This is a genomic window from Micromonospora sp. MH33, from assembly GCF_003013775.1.
In the GTDB taxonomy this organism is placed as follows: domain Bacteria; phylum Actinomycetota; class Actinomycetes; order Mycobacteriales; family Micromonosporaceae; genus Micromonospora; species Micromonospora fulviviridis.
In genome coordinates this window covers 1-21,479 of record NZ_MUYZ01000089.1, presented here as the reverse complement: position 1 = coordinate 21,479, position 21,479 = coordinate 1, and the positions used below count along the sequence as shown (strand labels likewise).

At 73.9% G+C, this 21,479-nt stretch carries 15 protein-coding genes; 11 read left to right on the top strand and 4 right to left on the bottom strand.

Annotated elements, in window-relative coordinates:
- The first annotated feature begins 314 nt into the window (after window positions 1–314).
- Window positions 315–941: an NADPH-dependent F420 reductase gene (locus B0E53_RS16000; RefSeq protein ID WP_107076803.1), complete on the top strand. Its 627-nt coding sequence runs from the start codon at window positions 315–317 to the stop codon at window positions 939–941.
- A gap of 73 nt (window positions 942–1,014) precedes the next feature.
- On the opposite strand, the gene B0E53_RS15995 is transcribed toward B0E53_RS16000, so the two are convergent.
- Window positions 1,015–2,832, bottom strand: a complete 1,818-nt coding sequence (locus tag B0E53_RS15995; protein WP_107076802.1) for a VanW family protein — start codon at window positions 2,830–2,832, stop codon at window positions 1,015–1,017.
- A gap of 193 nt (window positions 2,833–3,025) precedes the next feature.
- On the opposite strand from B0E53_RS15995, the gene nudC reads away from it, so the two are divergent.
- Window positions 3,026–3,949, top strand: a complete 924-nt coding sequence (gene nudC / locus B0E53_RS15990; RefSeq protein WP_107076801.1) for an NAD(+) diphosphatase — start codon at window positions 3,026–3,028, stop codon at window positions 3,947–3,949.
- 18 nt (window positions 3,950–3,967) lie between these two features.
- On the opposite strand, the gene B0E53_RS15985 is transcribed toward nudC, so the two are convergent.
- Window positions 3,968–5,167: a polysaccharide biosynthesis protein gene (locus B0E53_RS15985; protein WP_210406081.1), complete on the bottom strand. Its 1,200-nt coding sequence runs from the start codon at window positions 5,165–5,167 to the stop codon at window positions 3,968–3,970.
- Between the two features lie 148 nt (window positions 5,168–5,315).
- On the opposite strand from B0E53_RS15985, the gene B0E53_RS15980 reads away from it, so the two are divergent.
- Window positions 5,316–6,080, top strand: coding sequence for an FkbM family methyltransferase (locus tag B0E53_RS15980; protein WP_210406080.1), 765 nt, complete (start codon window positions 5,316–5,318; stop codon window positions 6,078–6,080).
- A 21-nt stretch (window positions 6,081–6,101) separates the two neighbouring features.
- On the opposite strand, the gene B0E53_RS15975 is transcribed toward B0E53_RS15980, so the two are convergent.
- Complete coding sequence (locus tag B0E53_RS15975; protein ID WP_107076800.1) at window positions 6,102–8,411, bottom strand: hypothetical protein; 2,310 nt, start codon at window positions 8,409–8,411, stop codon at window positions 6,102–6,104.
- Window positions 8,412–8,559: 148 nt separating this feature from the next.
- On the opposite strand from B0E53_RS15975, the gene B0E53_RS15970 reads away from it, so the two are divergent.
- Both B0E53_RS15970 and B0E53_RS37585 read left to right on the top strand, forming a co-directional pair.
- Window positions 8,560–10,278 carry a hypothetical protein gene (locus B0E53_RS15970; protein ID WP_107076799.1) on the top strand — a complete coding sequence of 573 codons (1,719 nt, stop codon included), beginning with the start codon at window positions 8,560–8,562 and terminating at the stop codon, window positions 10,276–10,278.
- Window positions 10,275–10,442 carry a hypothetical protein gene (locus tag B0E53_RS37585; RefSeq protein WP_168215334.1) on the top strand — a complete coding sequence of 56 codons (168 nt, stop codon included), beginning with the start codon at window positions 10,275–10,277 and terminating at the stop codon, window positions 10,440–10,442. Before B0E53_RS15970 ends, B0E53_RS37585 begins: the two co-directional genes overlap by 4 nt.
- A gap of 52 nt (window positions 10,443–10,494) precedes the next feature.
- Here B0E53_RS37585 and B0E53_RS15965 read toward each other — a convergent pair whose 3' ends face one another.
- Window positions 10,495–11,655, bottom strand: a complete 1,161-nt coding sequence (locus B0E53_RS15965; RefSeq protein WP_107076798.1) for a glycosyltransferase family 4 protein — start codon at window positions 11,653–11,655, stop codon at window positions 10,495–10,497.
- A 262-nt stretch (window positions 11,656–11,917) separates the two neighbouring features.
- Between B0E53_RS15965 and B0E53_RS15960 the strand changes: the two genes are divergently transcribed.
- From B0E53_RS15960 to B0E53_RS15935, 6 genes are all read left to right on the top strand, one after another.
- Entirely contained in the window at window positions 11,918–13,579 is a 1,662-nt protein-coding gene (locus B0E53_RS15960) for a substrate-binding and VWA domain-containing protein (protein ID WP_168215333.1), read from the top strand.
- A complete protein-coding gene (locus B0E53_RS15955; protein WP_246835431.1) occupies window positions 13,576–17,925 on the top strand; it encodes an alpha-(1->3)-arabinofuranosyltransferase in 4,350 nt (1,449 codons plus the stop codon). The genes B0E53_RS15960 and B0E53_RS15955 overlap by 4 nt, the downstream gene beginning before the upstream one ends.
- On the top strand, window positions 17,922–18,770 hold the full coding sequence (locus B0E53_RS15950) for a class I SAM-dependent methyltransferase (RefSeq protein ID WP_107076796.1): 849 nt from the start codon (window positions 17,922–17,924) through the stop codon (window positions 18,768–18,770). Before B0E53_RS15955 ends, B0E53_RS15950 begins: the two co-directional genes overlap by 4 nt.
- A gap of 69 nt (window positions 18,771–18,839) precedes the next feature.
- Complete coding sequence (locus B0E53_RS15945; protein WP_107076795.1) at window positions 18,840–20,015, top strand: DUF3068 domain-containing protein; 1,176 nt, start codon at window positions 18,840–18,842, stop codon at window positions 20,013–20,015.
- Between the two features lie 348 nt (window positions 20,016–20,363).
- A complete protein-coding gene (locus tag B0E53_RS15940) occupies window positions 20,364–20,996 on the top strand; it encodes a DUF6230 family protein (protein ID WP_107076794.1) in 633 nt (210 codons plus the stop codon).
- A 79-nt stretch (window positions 20,997–21,075) separates the two neighbouring features.
- The coding region (locus B0E53_RS15935; protein WP_246835430.1) for a DUF6114 domain-containing protein at window positions 21,076–21,479 on the top strand (404 nt) is incomplete at its 3' end.

Sequence of the window (21,479 nt, the reverse complement as noted above, 5' to 3'; positions counted from 1 at the left end):
CTAAGCCCTCCAGCGCCGATGGTACTGCACTCGGGAGGGTGTGGGAGAGTAGGACACCGCCGGACAATCTTCCAGTCAGGGCCACCCTTCGGGGTGGCCCTGACTGCGTTTGTGGCCCGCTTCGGTGAATCCCCCCGGGCACCCTGCCGCGTCTCGTACCGTCGGTGCGGGACCGCCCGCGCCTGCCCCGTCAGGCCGGCGGAAAACGTGACGTGCTGTACGCGTCCTCCCACGATCGGAGCGGACCGGTCGGGGTACCTGCTGATGGTTCGGCCGGAACTGACCGCCAGGCGCTGGCGGAGGCAGGAGAGGTCATGAAGATCGGAATCATCGGGTCGGGGCACATTGGCAGCACCCTCACCCGTCGGCTGCGCACGCTGGGCCACGACGTCACGGTGGCCAACTCGCGGGGACCGCAGAGCCTTACCGACCTGGCCACGGAGACCGGCGCGACGGCCGGCACCCTGGAGGAAGCCGTCCAGGACGCGGAGCTGGTCGTCATCGCCATCCCGGTCAAGGCGGTGCCGGACCTGCCGGCGGCGCTCTTCGACGGCAAGCTGGTCGTCGACGCGGACAACTACTACCCCCAGCGGGACGGCGACATCCCCGAGCTGCTCGACCGCAGCCTCAGCTCCAGCCGCTGGACGGCGGACCACCTCAAGGGCGCCCGGGTCGTGAAGGTCTTCAACAACATCCAGGCCCCGCACCTCATGGACGCCGGCAAGCCGGCGGGCACGGCGGGCCGGATCGCGCTCCCGGTGGCCGGGGACGACGCCGACGCGAAGCGGGTGCTCATGGAGCTGGTGGACGAGCTGGGCTTCGACCCGGTGGACGGTGGCACGCTCGACGAGAGCTGGCGGCAGCAGCCGGACACCCCGGTCTACGGCACCGACCGCGACGCGGACGGCGTACGGCAGGGGCTGGCCGAAGCGCGGCCCTGAGGGCGTACGACAGGGAGAAGCCCCGCCGGCGACGTGGCCGGTGGGGCTTCTCCGTGCGTGCGCTCGACGGACGTCAGGCGGGCGGCTTGGCGCAGATGAAGCGCGGCTCGGGGTCGTAGCGCCAGCTGAACTTCTCCCGCTTCACCACCTTGCCGTCCTTCTTGATGACCCGGTAGGCGTCCTGGGCGAAGCCGACGCTGCCCGCGGCGGAGATGCAGTCCGGGCCGGGATCGAGGTAGACCGTCTTCGGCTGGGTGATGTTCCGGCGCGGGCCGTACTCGGTCTTGACGCTGTCGTAGATCTTGGTGCTCCACATCGACACGGTGATCGTGCTGGCCGTGTAGGACGTGTCGATCAGTACGCCGTACGGGGTGTTGTTGCGGAACTTGAAGTCCAGCTGCGGCCAGTAGATGGTCGACTCGATGACCGCGGGGTAGCGGCTGAAGTAGAACGAGTGCGGCTTGTGCTCGACGTCCTCCAGCCCGGCGTAGTAGCTGGCGTTGAAGAGCGTGGTGGTGAACTGGGAGACGCCACCGCCCACGCCCGGCACCAGCTTGCCGTTCACGATGGTCGGCGCGTCCTTGTAGCCCTGGTCGTAGCCGCGCTCGCCGGTGTGGCCGTTGAGCGAGAAGGTCTCCCCCGGCCGCACGATGGCGCCGTCCACGTCCTTGGCGGCCTGGACGATGTTCTGGCTGCGCGGCGAGGAGAGACCGCCGGGGAACCGGGTGGTGAAGGTGGAGACCCGCTCCTTGATGCCCAGCTCGGCGAGCTTGGCCTCGGTCAGCTCGGGCTCGGCCGGCTTCAGCTCGGCGGTCACCGTGCGGCCGTCCGCCTTCGGCAGGACGGCGAGCAGGTCGCGGCCGAGCGCCGTCGCGTCGACCTGCCGGCCGGCCCGGCCCGGCACCACCTTCGGCTTGCCGCCGCTGATGGTCAGCCCGGCGTCCTTCGGCGCGATCTCGAGCTTCGCCAGCTGGTCGCCGAGCGCGGTCCGCAGCCGCTTGACGTCGATACGCGGGGTGAGCCGGCCCGCGTCGTCGGCGGAGAAGCGCAGCCCCCGGGCGATGGCGGCGGGCGGGATGGTGACCGAGCCGCCGTCGGTGGTGAGCGTGACGGGAGCCGCGACGGCCGGCCGGGCCAGCTCGGCGACGAGCCGGTCGACCTCCTCGCGCGTGCTCGCCGGCCACTTCTCGACCAGCGGCACGGCCACCGGCGCGCCGGCCAGCCAGCCGGCCTTCACCGCGTGGGCGGCGCCGGTCGCGTCGACGGTCAGCGCCGGCTTCGGGTAGACCGGCTTGGGGGTGGTGCCGGTGTAGATGATGGCCGGCATGGTCATCTCGCGGCCCTGGTCACCCATGGCCTTGCGCAGCGCCGCCTCCAGCCGGGCGGTGTCGACCGTCACGACCGGCTCGACCGTGCGGGAGCCGACGAGGCGGCTCACCGGGTGCGCCTCGGCGGCGGCCGCCGCCGCCACGGTGGCGTCCACGTCGACGGCGAGCCCGACGTCGGCCGGCTTCAGCTCGGCGCTCTTCTCGCCCACGGTGACGGTGATCGGGGCGTTCAGGGCCGCCGACCGGCGCGCCAGCTCGGCGTGCAGCGCCTGCGCCGCCTCGGCCCGGCTCCGCCCGCCCAGCTCGGCGCCGAGGACCGTGGTGCCCCGGGGCACGTCGCCGGCGTACGCGTAGGTGCCGAGACCGGTGCCGGCGGCCAGCACCGCGGCGACGATCCCGCCGGCTAGCAGCAGCCGCCCGCGCCGGGACCGCCCCGGCTTCCCGGGCCCGCCGGCGTTGGGGGCGGCGACCGGTTCCGGCTCGACGTCCGGCCAGCTCACCGCTGTCACCTTCACGGTGGGCCGGTCGTCGGCGGACGGCACTTTTTCGCCGTAGAGCGTCACAGCAACCTCGATCGGAAGTACCACGCGGGGACCGCTTCCCCCACGGGAGACACCTACGGTAACCAACGCTTGAGCGAGCCGGGAGTCTCCGCCCCGGCCGTCGGCCGGGCCGCACGTCCGCCGTCCCCCGGGTGTCGTCGTCATCACCCCCGGCGGGCTCCCGAGCCGGTCCGGATCGTGGGACGGTGGCCGGGTGCGGACGGATGAACGGACCCTGGCGTACGGCGGTGGCTGGTTGGACCGGGCTGCGGCGCTGCGCGCCGACCCGGGGTGGATCGCCGCGCGGCTGAGCGATCCGGAGAGCGTGCTGCTGCCGCTGTGGCGGGACCGCTGCCTGGTCTCGGTCGACCGGGCGCCGGTACGCCGCTCCGCGGCCGAGGCGGCCGGGCTCCGCGCCGCCGCCGACGAGACGGTGTTCCTCGGCCTGGACGCCGGTCGGGCGGTGTTCGCCGTGGACCTCTCCGGTCTGGGCGACGCCGAGGCGTGCGAGCTGGCCGGCGCGGCCGAGGCGGTGGACGTCCGGGTCCTCGTGGGCGGGCTGGGGGCGGCCGAGGCAGCCGTCCAGGCGTACGCCAAGGGGTTGCTGCACTGGCACCGCGGCCAGCGGTTCTGTGGCGGGTGCGGGGCGGCGACGGTGGCCGGCGACGGCGGCCACACCCGGTCCTGCGCCGGCCCCGGCTGCGGGCGGCTGCTCTTCCCCCGGATCGAGCCGGCGGTCATCGTGCTGGTCGAGGCGCCCGGTGAGCCGGAGCGCTGCCTGCTGGCCCGGCACCGGGGCGCGGCGGAGGACTCCTGGTCCACCCTGGCGGGCTTCGTGGAGGTCGGCGAGAGCCTGGAGGACGCGGTGCGCCGGGAGTTGGCCGAGGAGGCCGGCGTGACCGTGGTCGACGTGGCGTACCAGGGGTCGCAGGCCTGGCCGTTCCCGGCCGGCCTGATGGTCGGCTTCCGCGCGACGGCGGCGTCGACCGAGGTGCGGGTGGACGGCGAGGAGCTGGTGGAGGCGCGCTGGTTCAGCCGGGCCGAGCTGCGCGAGCGGGCGGCGGCGGGGCGACCGCTGGGCCGGATCGACTCGATCGACCACCACCTGCTGCACAGCTGGCTGGCCGCCGCCGACTGAGCACCGGGACCGGCACGGTCAGCGCCGCGGCCGGAGGGCCAGCCAGGTCATCAGGGCGGCGGTCAGCGCGGCGGTGGCCAGCGCGCAGCCGAGGACCCCCTCGACCGTACGCGGGGCGACCAGCAGGGCCGCCCCGGCCAGCCCCACGGTGGCCGCCCAGAGCGGCGCCGCCGGGAACCGGACGCCGCTGGCCACCCGGTCGTTGACCAGCATGAAGACGACCGCGTACAGGGCGCCGGTGGCGGCGAAGAGCGGGGCCTCGCCGGCCAGGTGCAGGTAGTTGGCACCGCCGGCCAGCCGGAACGCCAACTCCCCGCCGAACGCCGCGGCGGCCACCAGCACCGACCCGCAGGCGAGGATGACCGCCAGGCCCAGCGCCCGGGCCCGCCGGTCGCCCCGGGCCAGCCGGGGCAGCACCAGCAGCGTCACCACCTGCGGCGCCCAGAGCGCGCCCTTGGTCAGCACCGCGCCGACCGCGTACGCCCCGGAGCCGGCCGCCGGCAGCAGTTGGCGGGCCAGGATCAGGTCGGCGTACGAGATGGTGAGCGTTGCCAGCGTGGCGCCGCACGCGGTCATCACGTCCCCGGGGCGCAGGTCGCGCTGCCCCGGCTCGGCGTCGGGCGTCGGCCGGTCGCCGGCGGCGAGGCGGGCCAGCAGCGGCAGCGCGAGGAGGCCGGTGACCGCGGTGAGCGCCAGCGCGGTGATCGCGTCCCCGCCCAGCGCCAGCCCGATGACCAGGCCGCCGTACCGGCCCAGGGCGAGCACCGCCATCGCCGCGGAGAGCCGGAGGAAGCGCTGGTCACCCTGGAGTTCGCCGAGCCACCGGCCGGCCAGCACGGTGGCGAAGGTGGTTGCCGCGAGCAGCAGGGTCAGTGCCACCGGCAGCCGCAGCAGCACGGTCAGCACCGGCGCCGCGACCACCGTGACCGCCGCGGTGGCGGCGGCGGTGAGCAGCGCCAACCGGCTGGTGCGGGTGGGTCCGCTCCGCGCCCGGTGCACCGCGACGGCGATCTGCAGGCCGAATCCCGGTACGGCCGCGATCGCGCCCAACGCGAGCACGGTCGCCAGCGCCCCCAGGTCGGCCGGGTCGAGCCGGTGGGCGCCGAGCACCGGCACCAGGTAGGCGAGCGCGTTGGTCAGCATGGTGGCGACCGTGACGGCGGCGCCGGCGATCCCGAGCCGGCCCACGCCGGCGTCCCTGCCGATGGTCTGTGTCATGCCGCCTCGAGTGGCCCGCCTGCTGTGAAGACCGCGGCCGACAACCGGCCGGAACCGCAGCCCGACCGGAGAGACGGTACCGGTCTGTCGGCGGGCCCGTAAGCCCCGTACCCGCGACCCCTGCCCCCGCCGCCGGGAAGGGTCTAGTGTGCTGCCCCTGACGTCGACGAACGTGGCCCCGGCAGCGACCTCCGGCCTGGCCGCCAGGCTCCCGGAGCGGTGGGTGGCGAACGGGATCCGGCTGGTCTATCCCCGGGTGGAGCCGGAGCTGGCCCGGCTGGCCGACTTCGTGCCGCGTGGTGGCACGGCGGTCGACGTCGGCGCCTGGTACGGCCCGTGGACCGCCCGCCTGCTGCGCCGCGCCGACCGGGTCGTCTCGGTCGAGCCCACGCCTCCACTGGCCCGCCAGCTACGGGACAGGTTCCCCACCGTCGAGGTGGTCGAGGCCGCCGTTTCCGACCACGCCGGTACGGCCTCGCTCCACCTGCCCGAGGGCGGTGCGATCGTGGGCACCTCCTCTCTGGAGCAGCCGGGGCAGGGCCACGTCGTCGAGGTACGCCGGATCACCTTGGACTCGCTCGACCTGACCGACGTGCGATTCGTCAAGCTCGACATCGAGGGGCACGAGCTGCCCGCGCTGCGCGGTGCGGCCCAGACGATCCGCCGCGACCGCCCGGCGTTGCTCATCGAGGTGGAGGAGCGGATCCAGCCGGTCGAGCCGCTGCTGGAGCTGCTCAGCGGCTGGGGTTACCGGGGGTACGTGCTGCCGGGGCGCAGCTGGGTGCCGCTGGCGGACTTCGACCTCGGCCGGCACCAGCGTGAGGCGATCGTCCGGGTCGGGCAGAGCTTCGCCCGCCGGGTGCTCTGGCCTCGTCCGCGGTACGTCAATTCGGTGCTGTTCCGGCCGGAGTGACCGACGGCCCCCGTCGCCGCGTCACTGCTGTGGGGTCGGGGTGCCGATTGCGACCTCGTTGGTGCAGAGCGTCACCTCCGGGTCGTCGACGCTCAGCTCTACGGTGTCCCCGCCGCCGGTGAACTCGAAGAAGATCTGGTGCAGCCCCGTCTTCACCGGGAACCGCTTCTCCTTCCCGCCGAGTCGGAAGGTGCCCGTGGTCTCGCCAGAGCTGAGGTAGCCGATCCGGACCACCCAGAACCAGTCGTCGCGCGGCCCGGTGAGTGGCAGCCGTGCCGTCCCGCCGCCGGTCACCTTCCAGCCGCACGCCTGCTCCGGGCCGGGCTGGGCGGTCGGGCCGTCGACCTTCACCGGGGTGATCCGGCCGGTGCTGTCGAACAGCGACGGGTTCTCCGCCTCGGTGACGAAGACCGGCCGCTCCGGCAGGGCGTGGAAGACCGTCGACTGCCGGTTGTACGGCGCGGAGAGCACCGGCACCACGTCACCCGGCACCGGCTGGTCGAAGAAGACCGTGCCGGGTGGGGCCGCCGCCAGTTCGGCCTGCACCGTGCCGAGGTAGGTGCGCCCACTCTTGACCGCCCACTCGTCACCGAAACGGGCCGTCGTCCAGGCGGTGCCGAGACCCGCGGCGACCAGGGCGAGGGCCAGACCGGCCGAGACCGCCTCCCGATGACGCACCAGCACCGCCGGGAGCGGCGGGTCGTCGGGGTCGCGCCCACCGGTGAGCGGCGGCTGTTCCGGTGTCGCGGTGAGCTGGTCCGGCGGGCTGAGCGGCGCGGCGGTGCGCCCGTCCACCGGGACCGGGCGGTCCGGTGCCGGGCTGGGCGGGAGCGGCGGGGTGGCCGTCGACGGCGACGACCCGGTGACGGCGTCCGCGCGCCGCGGTGGCGCGTCGAACGGTCGCACCGCGGACGGACGGTCCAGGGGCGGAAGATCGTCGTTGTCGTACTCGGCGTGGAGGACGCCGTGGCCGCTGAAGGCGGTGGCCGGCACGGCGACCCGGGGTTCGGCCTCGGCGGGCACCGGCACCGGGTCGCCGCGCTCGTCGGCGGCCGTCACCTGCGCCGAGGGGTCGTCGGTCTGACCCGACTCGGCGTCGGCTCGCTCGTCGCCCGTGGCCGGGTCGGGGTCGCCGTCCCGGTCCGTCGGAGCCGGGACGGCCGGGACGGCGTGGTCCGGCGCGGGCCGGAGACCGAGCAGGGCGACGCCGATGCAGAGGGCGGCCACCACCACGACATCGCTGACGTACCGGGGGACGGCACCGGCGACGTCGCTGTAGATCGAGCCCAGCCGGGTGGCGGCCAGCAGGGCGGTCACCAGGGTCAGGTACGCGGCGAGCAGCAGCCAGGCCCGGCCGGCGACCCGGCGCAGCCGTACGGTCAGCACCACCAGCACCAGGAATGCCGCCCAGGCGATCCACCGGCCCAGCTCCGGCGGGGCGGTCACCGGGGCTCCGTCACCGGCCGGCAGCCAGCGCCACGGCCCACCGAGCAGACCCGGTACCACGGTGGAGCCGAGCAACTGCCAGAGGAACGACAGCACCTCTCCGAGCGAGTCCGGCCGGCGCAGCGACGACTCCGCCCGGGAGCCGTAGAGCGCCAGGAAGGCGAGCGAGATGGCGGTCAGGACCAGCCATGACGGCCAGTACCGACGAATGGTGGACAGCACAGCCCGGACGGGCGGACCGCCGGCGAAGAGGAACGCGGTCAGCAGGAAGACCAGCGGCACCACCAGCAGTGCCTTCTCGAAGAAGACCAGCCCGAACAACACCGCCAGGGCGAGGGTCGCCAGGTGCCGCTTCCGGCCGGTGCGCACGTACCGGACCTGGGCGCCGATCGCGAGCACCATGGCGACCTGCATCGGCAGCATGTTCACGCCGACCGCCCACCAGGAGGTCGCCTCCAGGGTGAGCGGGCTGAACAGGAACACCGCCAGCGGCACCAGCAGCGCCCAGCCGGGGCGTACCAGGGTGCGGAGCAGCCGGGCGAAGCTCACCGCCAGCACCGCCTGGGCGGCGGTGAGCAGCAGGACGTACGGCCAGTAGGCGAGGCCGGCCGCCCGGGTCACCAGCCAGGTGATCAGCAGCGCCCCCGGCATGAAATGGTTGTTGTAGAGGGTGAGCAGGAAGCCCGGCGTCAGGTCGGACTCCCCGGCCCGGGCGATCAGCACGTAGTCGTCGACCGCGAGGTAGCCGCGAGACGCGAGCTGCGCCCGCCAGACCAGGCTGACCAGGATCATCGCCGCCGCCGCCGCTCGGACGGGATGAATGCGCGTCCAGCCGCCGAGGAGGCCGGGGCCGTCGAGGGTGGCGGGCGTGCCGGTCGATGCCATGGCGGGAAGACTGCCACACCGGCCACCGGGCGTCCCATCAGGTCAACGGGTGGTTCAGGGGCCGTCGGAACCCGGCGGACGCCGCGTACAGTGGCCGCCGGACCAGGGCGGCGCGGGCCGCGCCGGGCGGGCAGGGTGAGGTCGACGGATGCGCGAACGGCTGGTGCCGCACGGCGTGGCCGCCGCCGTGACGGCGGTGGTGCTGGCGCCGCTGGCGCTACCCGGGTACGTGCTCCGCTACGACATGGTTTTCGTGCCCCGCCAGGCGTTGAGCTGGGATGTGATCGCCCCGGCCTCGGCGCTGCCCCGGGCCGTGCCGCAGGACGCCGTGGTCGCGCTCGCCACCCAGGTGGTGCCGGGCTGGCTGCTGCAACGGCTGGTGCTGGTGGCGATCATCTGGCTGGCCGCGCTCGGCGCCGCACGGCTGGTGCCGACCGACCGGACCGCCGTGCGGGTGGTGGCCGCGCTCGGATACGCCTGGACGCCGTACCTCGCCGAGCGGCTGCTTATCGGGCAGTGGGGCCTGCTGCTGGCGTACGCGATGCTGCCCTGGCTGGTGGTGGCGGCGCTCGACGTGCGTGCGGGCCGGCCCGGGGCGCTGCCCCGGCTGCTCCTCGCGGCCGCGGTCGCCGCGATCACGCCGACCGGCGGCATGCTCACCCTGGTGGCGGTGGCGGTGCTGCTGCCCGGCCGGTACCCCGGCGCCGGTCGTCGGGCGGGCACGGCGCTGGCGGCAGCGGTCCTGCTCAACGCGCCCTGGCTGGTGGCCGGCGCGGGCAGCGCCACCGGTGGCCGTTCCGATCCCGCCGGCGTGGCAGCCTTCGCGGCCCGCGCCGAGAACTGGGCCGGGCCGCTGGTCGCGCTCGCCGGCACCGGCGGAATCTGGAACGGGCTGACCGTCCCGATGTCCCGGCAGGCCGGGGTGGTGCCGCTGGCCACCGCGCTGCTGCTGCTCCTCGCCGGGTACGGCGTGCCGTTGCTGCGCCGGCGGTGGCCGTCCGGCGCGGTCGGCCGGCTCGGCCTGCTGGCGGTCGGGTCGTGGCTGGTCGCGGCGCTCGGCGTGCTCCCCGGTGGGGCTGTCCTGCTCAGTCGGCTGGTCGACACGGTCCCTGGCGCCGGGCTGATCCGCGACGGGCAGAAGCTGCTGGTGCCGTACGCGCTGGCGCTCGCCGTGGCCGGGGCGCTCGGCGCGGAACGGCTGGCCGACCGGCTCGCCACCCGGTTCGACGCGACCGTCGGGCGGGTGTTGCTGGTCGGCGCCGCGCTGCTGCCGGTGGCCGTCCTGCCCGACCTGGCCTTCGGGGCGATCGGCCGGCTGCGGCCCGTCGACTATCCCGCCGACTGGGCGGGGGTGGCCCGACAGGTGGCCGACGGCCCCGGTGAGGTGCTCTCCCTGCCGTTCCAGGAGTACCAGCGGTACGCCTGGAACCCTGGGCAGGTGGTGATCGACCCGGCGCCCCGGTACCTGTCGACGCCGGTGCTGATCGACGACACCCTGCGCGTCGGCGACCTTGCCGTGGGCGGGGAGGATCCCCGGGCCGCCCGGGTCCGGGCATTGCTCACCGCCGGCCGTCCGCTGGCCGAGACGGGCGTGCGTTGGGTGCTCGTGCAGCGGGCGTTCGGGCCGCCGGTGCCGGCGTCGTCGCTGGTCGGGCTGCGTCTGGCGCATGCCGGACCCGAGTTGGCCCTCTACGAGAACCCGGACTGGACGGCTGCGGCGAAGACGAACGGTCCCGGCCTGGTCGGACTGGCCCACGTTCTGGCCGGAACGGTGGTGTTGACCATCGGTTTTTCGGGCGCTGCGCGGGGGCTCCGACGCGTGGTAGCGTCCCGACACGCGAGTCCCGCGGAAGGAGAAGGTGGATGAGGAACCTGCCCGCGTTCGTCGCCGTCGGGGTACTGGGGGTCGTGCTCGGCATGCTCGGCAGCGTCGGTCTGGCGAATGCGCTCAGCCCGTCCGCCAACGAGGTCGCCAAGACCAGCACGGTGAGTGAGCAGAGCTCCGAGACCAGCCTGTACGGCACCCGCTGACCAGCGCCGACCGGGGCGTCCGCCGTTGCGGGCGCCCCGGTCGCGTGTCCGCCTAACGAGCGGCGGTGAGCCCGGCGACCAGTTGCGCGAAGCGGGCACCGGTCGCCGCCCAGGTGAACCGGCCCGCGTGCGCCAGCGCCGCCTCGCCCATCACCTTGCGCCGCACGTCGTCGGCGAGCAGTTCCCGGACCCGCTCGGTGAACTCCCGCTCGTCGTCCACCAGCAGCCCGGTCTCCGTGTCGACCATCGCCTCGGCGACGCCGCCCGCGTAGCGGAACGCGATCGTCGGGGTGCTCCGGGCGGCGGCCTCGACGATGGTCAGCCCCCAGCCCTCCTTGAGTGACGGGGTCAGGGCCAGCCAGCAGGAGGAGAGCAGTTCGTGCTTCTCCTCCTCACTGATGAAGCCGGTGAACCGCACCCGGTCGGCGATGCCGAGTGAGTCGCTGAGCTCCCGCAGCGGCTGCTCCCACCAGCCCTGCCCGGCCACCACCAGCTCCAGGTCCGGTAGCTCCCCGCTCAGCTCGGCCACCGTACGCAGGGCGATCTCCACCCGCTTGTGTGGAACCAGCCGCCCCAGCACCAGCAGCGACGGGTGGGTCGTCCGGGGCAGCGGGGCGCCGGTCACGGGCGGGGTGCCGTTGGGCACCACGTCGATCCGCTCGCGGTCCACGCCCAGCTCGGCCAGCTCGGCCCGGCTCGCCTCGGAGACCGTGACGTAGCGGCAACGCCGGTACAGCCGGACCGCCAGCCGGGACTCGATCCACCAGCCGAGCCGGCACATGACCGGCCCGAAGACCACCGGCCACTGCTCCCGGTGCACGTGGTGCACCAGGGCGAGCACCGGGCGACCGGCGTACAGCGGGGCGAAGAAGGGCACCCCGTTGCACACGTCGACGACCAGGTCCGGCCGGCCGAGGCGACGCCGGGCCAGCGGGCCCAGGCCGAACCGGCCGGCGAGGTAGGTGAGCGCCGCGCGGGCGTAGACGGTGTGCCGGGAGCCGCGGCGCAGCACCCGCGTGCCGTCGGCGTTGGTCTCCTCCGCCGCGCCCCGTTCGTGGGCGGCGCAGAGCAGGGTCACCCGGTGACCGGCGGCGACCAGTTCGGCGGCGATCCGCTCGATGTAGACCTCGGAGCCACCGCCCTCGGGGTTGCTCGTGTCGCGCCAGTTGAGGAACAGCACGTGGCGCGCGGTGGTGCTGCCGGACCTGTCCACGCTGCTCCTACCGATCAGTAAGCGGCACGATCGCGCCACCCTAGGGCGGCGGGACAGGCGTACGCAATGGGTCGTGTCGGCAGCGACGATCGGATAACAGGTCGTCGACCGGGGGTTTGCCGGGGACCCGAAAGCTTGGCAGGGTGTGTCAGCGCGGAACCGTTGCGCCGCCGGTGGCGAGACCGGTCAGGCCGTTCCGCGATACCCGTGGCCTGCGGCCGGCGCCTGCCGGCTTGGCGAAATGGCGAGGAGGTGGCCGGTCGTGGTGCCCGACGTCCCGGCGCGGATCCTCGCCCGTCGTTCCCCGGTGGTGCTGCTCAGCGCGGCCCTCGCGCTGCTGCTGATCGGCTGGGGCGGATTCGTCTGGCTGCGCGACGAGCGCAGCACACCGGACTGCCTCCAGCGGGTCCGCCTACGGGTGGCCGCCGCCCCGGTGGTCGCTCCGGCGGTGGACCGGATCGCCCGGGCCACCGTCGGCCGGCAGCCGTGCGTGGCACTGGTGGTGCAGGCCCGGGAGTCCGACGAGGTCGCCGCCGAGCTGGCCAACGGTGCCGACGTGGCGGACGCCTGGCTGCCGGAGTCCACGTTCTGGCTGCGCCGGGCCCGCTCCGCCGGGGCCTTCGAGGTGCCCGGGCAGGGCACCTCGGTGGCAAGGACTCCGGTGGTGCTGGCGGTCACCGAGCCGGTGGCCCGCAGGTCCGGCTGGCCGGCCCGGCCGCTGACCTGGCGGCCGCTGGTCGGCCCGAATGCGGACGCGACGAAGGTGGGGCTGCCCGATCCGGCCGTCGATCCGGCCGGGGTCGGGGCGCTGCTCGGTGTCCGGGCGCTGGCCGCCGGGGAGCGCGACCCGGGCGGCGCGGTGGCGGCGACGCTGCGCAAACTGGCCGGCCGGACCTTCAGCCCCGTCGACAGCACGACCTCGCTGCCCCCGGACGCCGGGCTGCCCGGCCGCTCGGACGCGGTCGCCACCACCGAGCAGGCGGTGCTCGAACACAACGCGCTGGCCGGCGCGGGCAAGCTGGTCGCGGCGTACCCCGAAGTCCCCGTCCCCGATCTGGACCTGCCGTACGTGGTGCTGCCCGGCACCCCCGACGCGGTCCGCGACTCGGCGGCCGGCTTCCTCAGCGACCTCCTCAGCACCGCGTCCCGGGACGTGCTGACCGGGTACGGCTTCCGCACCGCCGCCGGTTACCCACCGGCGATACCACGTGACGGTCGGCTCAGCCCGGACCACCGCAACCCGGTTCCGCTGCCCACCGAGGCGACCGTCACCGAGATGCTGACCGGGTGGAGCGGCGTGCAGCGCAGCGCCCGGATCCTCACGGTCCTGGACATTTCCGGTTCGATGGCCGTCCGGGTGCCCGGCGGTGGCACCCGGCTCGACGTCACCCTCGCCGCCGCACGGGAGGGGGCCGGGCTGCTGCTGGACAACAGCGAGCTGGGCGTCTGGGTCTTCGCCACCAAGGTCGACGGGGATCGGGACTACCGGGAGATCCTGCCGGTCCGGCCGCTGCGCGCCCAGCGGGCCGAGCTGGACCGGCGGCTGGCCGAGGTGAAGGTCAAGCCGAACGGCGGCACCGGCCTGTACGACACCACGCTGGCCGCGTACCGGGACGCCCGGCGGCACTGGACCCCGGGCCGGATCAACCTGGTGCTGGTGATGACCGACGGCCGGAACGAGGACGCCGAGAGCATCGGACGGACGAAGTTCCTCGCCGAGCTCAAGGCCCTCCAGGACCCGCGTCGGCCGCTGCCGATCCTCTTCGTCGGCCTCGGTCGGGACGTCGACCCCGAGGAGCTGAACGAGATCGCGAAGCTGACCGGCGGTCAGGTGTTCCGCACCGACCAGCCGAAGGGCATGCGGCAGATCTTCTTCTCCGCGCTGGCCGCGCTGAGCTGCCTGCCGCCGGAGTGCCGGCGGTGACCACGACGCCGTCGCGTGTCGTGGCGCGGGTGCTGCGGCCGGTTCGCGAGGCCCCGGCCACCGCGCTCTGCCTGCTGCTGCTCACCGCCGTGTCGTTCGCCCAGCGGCCCGGCCAGGTCACCTTCGACACCAAGCTCGACCTGGCGGCGAACCCCGTGCACTTCCTGGCCCGGGCGCTGCACCTGTGGAACCCGGAGGCCACCTCCGGCGAGCTGCAGAACCAGGCGTACGGCTATCTCTTCCCGATGGGACCGTTCTTCGCGGTGGGGCAGCTGCTCGGCGTACCGCCGTGGATCACCCAGCGGCTCTGGTGCGCGCTGCTCTTCTGCGCCGCCTTCTACGGCTTGCTGCTGCTGGCTCGGGCGATGCGGATCGGCACCGAACCCACCCGGTACGCGGCCGCGCTCGGCTACGCGCTCGCGCCCCGGATGCTCACCGAGATCGGCGCGCTCTCCTCGGAGGTCCTCTCCGCCGCCCTACTGCCGTGGGTGCTGCTGCCGCTGGTCCGGGTGCACCGGATCGGCTCGCCGCGCCGGGCCGCCGCGCTGTCCGCGCTGGCCGTGCTCGGCATGGGGGGGATCAACGCGGCCGTGGTGCTGCTTGCCCTGGTGCTGCCCGGGGTGTGGCTGCTCAGCCGGCGGTGGGACGCCGTCCACCTGCGGCTGGTCGGCTGGTGGTGCCTCTGCGTCGTCGGGGTCTGCCTCTGGTGGATCGTGCCGCTGCTGCTGCTCGGCCAGTACAGCCTGCCGTTCCTCGACTACATCGAGTCGTCCACCACGACCACCGCCGTCGCCTCGCTCTTCCAGGCCGTACGCGGCACCAACCAGTGGGTGGCGTACATCGTCCAGGGCGACCCCTGGTGGCCGGCGGGCTGGCTGCTGATCGACCACCCGGTGCTGATGGCGCTGACCGCGGTGGTGGCGCTGGTCGGCCTGGCCGGGCTGGCGGGCAACCTGCTGCCCGAGCGCCGTTTCCTGGTGCTCGGCTTCCTGGCCGGGTTGACCCTGCTCACCATGGGTTACGTCGGCAGCCTGGACAGCCCGCTCTCCGAGCAGGTCCGGGATCTGCTCGACGGCCCACTGGCGCCGTTCCGCAACGTGCACAAGCTGGAGCCGGTGCTACGGCTGCCGCTGATGCTCGGCTTCGCCCACGGGGTGGATGCCTGGGCTACCCGGCTGCACACCGCGGCCCGCGGGCGCCGCCCCGGGCTGCGGCTCCGCCCGTTGGTGTTCGTACCGGTGTTCCTGCTGGTGGTCGGGGCGGCCGCGCCGGCCTGGACGGGGCTGTTGCGCCCGGGCCCCGGCTGGTCGGACCTGCCGCCGCACTGGCGGGCCGCCGCCACCTGGCTTGCCGACCGGGACGCCCTGGCCCGCACTCTGGTGGTACCCGGCTCCGGCTTCGGCCAGTATGACTGGGGACGGACGGTCGACGAACCGTTGCAGTCGTTGGCCGGAGCGCCCTGGGCGGTGCGGCACCAGATCCCGCTCGGCTCGGCCGGCAACACCCGGATGATGGACACCGTCGAAACGGTGCTGTCCGGCGGGCGGGGGTCGGCCGGCCTGGCCGACTTCCTGGCCCGCTCGGGCTTCCGCCACCTGCTGCTGCGTAACGACATCGACCGGACCCAGGTGGACGCCCCGCCGGTGGCGGTGCTGCGCCGGGCGCTGAACGGGTCGCCCGGGATCGCGCGGGTTGCCACCTTCGGCACGACCGGCGCGGTCGACCGGACGCCCGGCAGCCCGGTGGACGACGGCGCCGGCTCGTTGCCGGCGATCGAGGTGTACGAGGTCCAGCGATCCGTGCCGGCGGCCTCCGCGGTGCTCACCGCCGACGTGCCCACGGTCAGCGGCGGCCCGGAGTCGTTGCTGCCCCTGCTCGAACAGGGCATGGTCCGACAGGACCAGCCGGTGGTGCTCGCCGGCGACCGGGCCGACAGCGGGTCCGAGGCGGCCGACGGGAGGTGGATCGTCACCGACGGGCTGCGCCGGCGGGAACGGGACATCGGCCGGGTCCGGGACAACCTCAGCCAGACGCTGACCGCGACGGAGGCGGGACGGCAGGGGCGGGTCGCCCTCGACCTGCTGCCGTTCCCCGGCCAGAAACACCAGACGGTCGCGACTTACCAGGGAATCCGCGACGTGACCGCCTCCACGGCGGCCAGTTTCGTGGACAACCTGGCCGCTGCCGACCCGTCGCACCTGCCGTTCGCCGCCGTGGACGGCGACGCCGGCACCTCCTGGCACTCCGCGCCGCTCACCGGGCCGGTGGGGCAGTGGCTCCAGCTGGACCTGGACACCCCGCGCCAGGTGGGTCAGGTCTCGCTGTCCTTCGTCGACGACCTCGGGGTCGGTTGGCCGGTCACCCGGTTCCGGATCAGCACCGACCGGGGTTCGGTCGACCACGACGTCGCCGCCGGGCTGGGCGCCCAGGCGTACTACACCCTGCCGGGGGTCACCAGCACGATCCGGGTCACCGTGCTCGCGGTGGCCGGCGGCCGGCTCGACGGCGGGGTGGGCATCCGGGAGCTTTCGGTTCCGGGCACCACGCCCCACCGGGCCCTGCGCGTCCCCAACGACCTGCCCGCCCGCACCGGCCCCGTCTCCTGGTCGTTCAGTCGGGGTTCGGCCAGCCGCCCCGCGTGCTTCCCGGCGACCGCCCCCGGCTCCGACGCCGTCCCGTCCGCCGCCCCCGGCTCTGACGCCGTCCCGACCACGGGTTCCGGCTCCGTCACGGCCGGCCCGGGGATCCGGGCGGCGGGCAGTGTGATCCGGTGCGACCGCTTCCTGGCTCGGGTCGGCGAGGAGCCGCTCGGCGTGGACCGGCTGTTCCGCAGCGCGGCGCCGGGCTCGTACCGGTTGACGGTCACCGCCGTGGCCCGCCCCGGGGGCGTGCTGGCCCTCGCCGGGGCGCCGGTCACCGCGGACGCCTCGTCGTACCTGGCCGGGGACGCGTCGGTGGCGCCGTGGGCGGCCGTCGACGGTGATCCCGGCACCGCCTGGCTCGCCGACACCGGTGACCTGCGTCCGACGATCATCTTGGGCTGGCACGGGAAGCGCCGGATCGACCAGTTGCGGCTGCGCGCGGCAGACCTGCCCGTGGGCTCCCTGCCCCAGCGGGTCGAGGTGCGCGCGGGCGGCCGGGTCCAACTGGTGCCGGTCGGCGCCGACGGTCTGGTCCGCCTGGCCGCGGTGCGCACCGACCGGCTCGAGATCAGCGTGCGGGAGGCCGTCGACCGGGTGGCGGACCGGCGCGGCAACGGCTGGACCGCGACCGTCGGCATCGCCGAGGTCGAGGTCCCGGCCCTGCACGGCCTGCTGCGGCCGCTGCCCGCGGACACCCGGATCGCCGCCCCGTGCGGTGCCGGCCCCGCCGTCGAACTCGACGGCTTCCGGTACGACACGGCGGTCGCCGGCACCCTGCGCGACGCCGTGGCCGGCACGCCGATGGCGGTGACCCTGTGCGGGGAGACGGGCGCGGTGGTGGACCTGCCGGCCGGCGCGCACCGCCTGGCCACCTCACCGTCGCCCGGCTTCGTGGCGCAGGACGTCACGCTGCGCCCGGCCGGGGCCGCGGCCGCCGCACCCCGGCACCGGGACGTCTCGGTGCTGGAGTGGGCGCCGGCCGACCGCCGGGTGAGGGTGGGGGCCGGGGAGGGCGCGCTGCTGGTCGTACCGGAGAACGCGAACGCCGGCTGGACGGCCACGATGGACGGACGGACCCTCCCGGCCAGCCGGGTCGACGGGTGGCAGCAGGCGTGGCTGCTGCCGGCGGGTGCCGGCGGCGAGGTGCGCCTGAGTTTCGCCCCGGACCGCGCCTACCGTGGCGGGCTGGCCGCCGGCGCGCTGACCGTGCTCGTTGTGGCGCTGCTGGCCGCCTGGCCGGTACGCCGAAGGACCGCGGGCGGGGCGCAGGTTGCGGTCGAGGGCGCTCCCTGGCTGATCGGCACGTTGCTGGTGGTGCTGCTCGCCGCGCTGGGCGGGGTGCTGCCGGTGGCGATCGTGCTCGCCGCGATGCTGCTGCGTCAGTTCGCCCGCCGCGCGCTGCCGTTGGTGGTCTTCGGCGGCCTGAGTCTGGCCACGGTCACCGCGGTGGCGGGCCGGCTCCGGGGCCACGGCCAGGAGTGGGCGTACGGCACGTGGGTGCAGGCGGCGATGCTCGTGGCGATCGGCGCGGTGGTGGCGGCGGTGGTGCCGGTCCCCGGCGCGCCGTCGACCCCGGACGCCGGCCCGCCCCCGGAGGACACCGGCGGGCCGGTCGGAGATGCTGCGGCGGTACGCCTGACAGCCCCGGGGATCGGCGATCCGCCGGTCGCCGGCGAGGACGAGGACGGGACGGTAGTGCGATGACGGCTGAGCAGGAACGGGCGGCCCGCCGCCGGTTCGCCACCCTGGGCCGTTCGGTGGCCCTGTTCCGGGCGTTCCTGGTCGAGCAGACCGACCCCGACCACTTCTACGGCCTGCTGGCCGACGACTCGGTGCGGCAGGTCTCCGGCTACACCTCGCTGACCGGGCGGACGGTGCTCGACGTGGGCGGTGGCCCGGGCTACTTCGCACAGGCCTTCCGCGCGGCCGGCGCGCACTATGTCGGCCTCGACCCGGACGTCGGCGACTTCTCCGCGGCCGGTTCCGCCGCCGGCATGCTGCGCGGCAGTGGCACCGCGCTGCCGGTGCGCACCGGCAGCGTCGACGTCTGCTTCTCGTCGAACGTGCTGGAACACGTCTCCGAGCCGCACCGGATGCTGGACGAGATGGCCCGGGTGACCCGGCCGGGCGGCATCCTCTTCGTCTCGTTCACCCCGTGGCTGTCCCCCTGGGGCGGGCATGAGACCGCACCCTGGCACTACCTGGGCGGGGACCGGGCCCGGCGGCGCTATGAGCGGCGGATGGGTCGCCCGCCGAAGAACCGCTTCCGGGAAACCCTCTTCCCCGTCTCCATCTCCGACGCGCTGAGCTGGACCCGGGGGAACGGCGAGGTCGAGGTCCTCGACGCCCTGCCCCGCTATCACCCCTGGTGGGGGCGCTGGATCGTGCGGGTCCCCGGGGCCCGCGAGATCGGCTCGTGGAACTTCCTGCTCGTGCTCCGGCGTGCCGGTGAGCGGCCGGACGGGCTCGGGCAGGCATCCGTAGGTACCGGGGATTCACCGGCTGCGGCAGGAAAAGTGGGGCTGACCGGGGGTCGCGGCGCGATGTGACCAAGTAGTAACCTCGCGGCCATCTCGCTGATCGATATCGACGAAATTGAGCTCCTCCAGGGAGGAAAAATGAAGCACCGCGCCCTCGGTGCCGTGCTGTTCGGGGTTGGCGTACTGCTCCTGGCGCTGGCCGCCGGGTTGGTGTTCGTCGTGACCCCTGCGCTGGCCAAGCTCCCCTACGATCTGGATTCCTCGACTTCCGTTGCGGAGGCCAGCAACGCGAAGTTCCTCCAGATCAACGACGGGTCCATCAAGATCAACGACGGTAACCTCAGGTCCACCGTCCTGGTCACCCAGCTCCCCAAGGAGACGGCGAACCTGACCGGAGACCTCGACGGCAAGGCCGTGGTGTGGCGGGTCGGTCAGACCGTGGAACGGGTCGACAACAAGCAGCTGGTCAGCGCGTACGGCGCCGAGCTGGCTCTGGACCGGGTCTCCGGCGCGGCGCTGGAGTGGGACGGCCAGTGGCTCGACGACACCGGCGAGCAGGACAAGGGGATCAAGTACGCCGGCCAGATCTACAAGTTCCCGTTCCACACGGAGAAGAAGGACTACCAGATCTTCGACCGTGACCTGCGGGGCGTCCGGGACGCGAAGTTCGCCGGTACGGAGAACATCAAGGGCATCGAGACCTACCGGTTCGAGCAGGTGATCACGGACGAGCCGCTGAACCTCGGCTCGGACCGGCTCACCCCTCTGCTGGCCACGTTCGCGCCGGGCGCCACCGATGGCAAGGTCGTCTACAGCAACAAGCGGACGGTCTGGGTGGACCCGGTGACCGGGTCGTTCATCAAGGTGCGCGAGGTGCAGAAGAAGGTGCTGACCCCGAACGTGGGCGCGCCGACCACGCTGCTGGACGCGGACTTCGCGTACAACGAGGCGACCATCACCGCGTCGGCGGACCGGGCCAAGGACAGCCGGGACAGCCTCCGGCTGCTGAGCGTCTACGTCCCGGTCGGGCTGGCCGTGCTGGGCCTGGCGCTGCTGGTCGGCGGCGTGCTGCTGAGCCGTGGCGCAGCGGCAGCCGCGGCCGGCGAGGCGCGGCACCGGGCAGACGCCCCGACCCGCGTCGAGGAGCCGGTCGGGGGCGCGGACCCGGCGACTGACGAGCAGGTCGAGGCCGATCGGCAGGGTGGTCCGTTGAGCGACGAGATCCCGCCGGCGTCGACGAACTGGCGCACCGACGAGGAGCCGACGGTGCCGGTCCAGCGTTCGGCCGTGGACGACGAGGCCGAGAAGCGCTGACGCGGGGCACGCGGGGGCGGGTCGACCACCGGTCGGCCCGCCCCCGCTGTCATGCCGTCACGCTTAGCGCCCGTTATTGAATCGTAATGGGTCGATGGTTTGAACGCGCACGGTGACGGACCTCGGCTGCTCACGCCCGATTCGCGGGTTTCTCTCCGCTGTCGGCCGGCGTGTTCTCGCACCGACGGTGAATGCGCGGGCGGCATGCCGATGCCAGAGTTACCTGTGAGTAGGATCGCCCCTTGTGACGCACGCCTCTGGCGGTGCACCATCAGACGCGCGTTCGTTACCCGCTGGTAACAGTCGCCTCAGCCTCCCCGGGGCGCGACCGGTCGACCAGCCACCCCGATGAGCGCCAGCCCCACCGAGGAGGAATCTGTGCAGATCGACAACCCGGGACGTACCAGGTGGCGGCGCTTCGCCGCGATGATGGTGCCCGCGACCGCAGCGGCCGGCGCCATCCTGTTCGGCATGTCGACCGGAGCGATCGCGTCCGACATCACCGTGTCCGGCCAGACGTTCAAGATCAGCGCCGACCGGCTGGAGGGTGACGGCTTCAAGCAGTACGGCGGCATCGTCCGGGAGAAGGACGGCACCGTCCACCCGATCGCCCTCGCCGAGATCACCAGCGCCGACCTCTACAAGCTCTGCCAGTCGGTCCGTGCCGACCTGCCGGGGATGCCGGTGGTGCTCACCATCAACGCCGGTGACGGCAAGGACCCGGCCAAGGCCCAGGACCTGCTGATCGCGATGGACAGCCTGGACGGCAACGCGACCTTCGGCGACATCAAGATCGGCCGGGACGCGTCCGACCTCAACCCGACGGCGCGCGCCGGCTCGTTCGGGCAGAACGCCGAGAAGGTCACCATCACCAACCTCGAACAGGTCTCCCGCTACACCACCGCCTCCACCTTCAACCTGGTGGGCCTCCGACTCAAGGTCAACGTCGGTGACGCGGCCAAGGGCAAGGAATGCTTCTGAGCGGAACCGCAGGCCTGCGGCGGGCGACTGCCGCAGGCCCGTTCCCGTCCCTCGCTTTTCGCTCCGCCAGGAGGAGTACGTGACGAACGCCGATCCGCAACACGTCCGCGCCGGTGGTGCCGGCGGGGTGTGGCGGGGCTTCCACAGCTGGCGGCGGACCCGGCCGTTCTGGGGCGGCCTGCTCACCGCGCTGGCCGGGCTGGAGATGTTCGCCTCCACCCGGATGACCCTCAACGGCTTGAGCTTTCACAGCGGATCCACCGGCCTCTACTCGCTGTTGATCCCGGTCATCCTGCTCAGCTGCGGGCTGCTGCTCTGGTTCAGCCCGGGGCAGCGGCTGTTCTACTCGATCGTCGCGATGGTCACCACGGTCTACTCGCTGATGGGGCTCAACCTCGGCGGCTTCTTCCTCGGCCTGCTGCTCGGCATCATCGGCAGCGCCCTCGCTTTCGCCTGGACCCCGATCGCTCGGCCCGCCGGCGA

Coding starts and splice junctions, on each gene's coding strand:
- B0E53_RS37585 (WP_168215334.1), top strand. CDS start 10,275: ATGAGGAACCTGCCCGCGTTCGTCGCCGTCGGGGTACTGGGGGTCGTG.
- B0E53_RS16000 (WP_107076803.1), top strand. CDS start 315: ATGAAGATCGGAATCATCGGGTCGGGGCACATTGGCAGCACCCTCACC.
- B0E53_RS15985 (WP_210406081.1), bottom strand. CDS start 5,167: ATGACACAGACCATCGGCAGGGACGCCGGCGTGGGCCGGCTCGGGATC.
- B0E53_RS15950 (WP_107076796.1), top strand. CDS start 17,922: ATGACGGCTGAGCAGGAACGGGCGGCCCGCCGCCGGTTCGCCACCCTG.
- B0E53_RS15970 (WP_107076799.1), top strand. CDS start 8,560: ATGCGCGAACGGCTGGTGCCGCACGGCGTGGCCGCCGCCGTGACGGCG.
- B0E53_RS15940 (WP_107076794.1), top strand. CDS start 20,364: ATGAGCGCCAGCCCCACCGAGGAGGAATCTGTGCAGATCGACAACCCG.
- B0E53_RS15945 (WP_107076795.1), top strand. CDS start 18,840: ATGAAGCACCGCGCCCTCGGTGCCGTGCTGTTCGGGGTTGGCGTACTG.
- B0E53_RS15975 (WP_107076800.1), bottom strand. CDS start 8,411: ATGGCATCGACCGGCACGCCCGCCACCCTCGACGGCCCCGGCCTCCTC.